Origin of the sequence: Actinoallomurus acaciae (assembly GCF_042429965.1) — a bacterium.
In the GTDB taxonomy this organism is placed as follows: Bacteria; Actinomycetota; Actinomycetes; order Streptosporangiales; family Streptosporangiaceae; genus Actinoallomurus; species Actinoallomurus acaciae.
On record NZ_JBHLZP010001259.1, the window covers coordinates 1 to 631 of the forward strand.

Below are 631 nucleotides of genomic sequence, written 5' to 3' on the forward strand. Positions count from 1 at the left end.
GCTTCCCGAAGGTGTTCAGCAACAGCCTGGAGTTTTTCCAGCAGGGCGGCATCGAGCGCCACGCAGTCCACATAGCCACCCTCGTCGTCGCTGAACAGGTCAGTGCGCAGTTCATCTGGCGAGAAGGCATCAGCCCCCACGAAGCGGAATTTACTGTTCCCTGCCACCGCCACTTCACTTTCGGTCACCAGACGACGAATGGTCTGTACTTCCGGTTTACCGCCCCATCCCGACTGACAGGCGGCTTCAAACACCTGCACCTGACGCGCGGTGTCGTTCTCCAGCGCCAGCGCCTGACAGTGCTCGGTGGTGATGAGGTCTTCTGCCAGCGCATCGAGGATGACAGGCGCAAGGTCAGCCAGTTTCAGCATTCGCTGAACGTGGCGGGGTGAATAGCCCAGCAAATCACCGATTTGTGCAGGTGTTTTGCCTTCCTGCGCCATTGCACAGAATCCGGCAATCTGTTCGGCTGGGTGCATATCCCGACGATGACCGTTCTCGGTCATCGATGCGGCCGTCGCCAGTTCCTGCGAAATAATTTTCACGCGGACAGGCCAGTCAGCCGGAATGATGCCACGCTCTGCCAGCATGTTGAGTGCTGCCAGTCGGCGACCACCTGCGGCGACACCGT

At 59.6% G+C, this 631-nt stretch carries 1 protein-coding gene; it reads right to left on the reverse strand.

Annotation, left to right across the window (positions count from 1 at the left end):
* Window positions 1–631 (reverse strand): ParB/RepB/Spo0J family partition protein (locus ACFFNX_RS52595; protein ID WP_378213894.1); only part of this gene is annotated, 631 nt, incomplete at both ends.